The organism is Actinomycetospora sp. NBRC 106375 (assembly GCF_030269665.1).
Classification (GTDB): Bacteria; Actinomycetota; Actinomycetes; order Mycobacteriales; family Pseudonocardiaceae; genus Actinomycetospora.
The window spans coordinates 1-288 of the sequence record NZ_BSTS01000090.1 but is presented as its reverse complement, the minus strand read 5'-3'; the positions used below and the strand labels follow the sequence as shown (position 1 = coordinate 288).

General features: G+C 73.6%; 1 protein-coding gene. It reads left to right on the top strand.

From position 1 onward, the window contains the following. Positions 1–288: HNH endonuclease signature motif containing protein (locus tag QSK03_RS32995; protein ID WP_285660077.1), on the top strand; the 288-nt coding region annotated here is incomplete at both ends.

Here is a 288-nt window from a genome sequence, read left to right as displayed (position 1 = left end):
CCCTGCGCCGATGGGCCTGCGACGCCGGGATCGTGCCGATGGTCCTGGGCACCCGCGCCGAACCCCTCGACGTCGGGCGACTCTCGTACACCGCCCCCGAGGGCATCCGCCGCGCCCTGATCGTTCGTGACGGCGGCTGCGCCTTCCCCGGCTGCACCCGGCGCCCCCGCCGCTGCCACGCCCACCACGTCCGCTACTGGCTCGACCACGGCGACACCGCGCTGGACAACATGACCCTGCTGTGCCGGTTCCACCACCAGCTCATCCACCACGGCCACTGGACCGTCG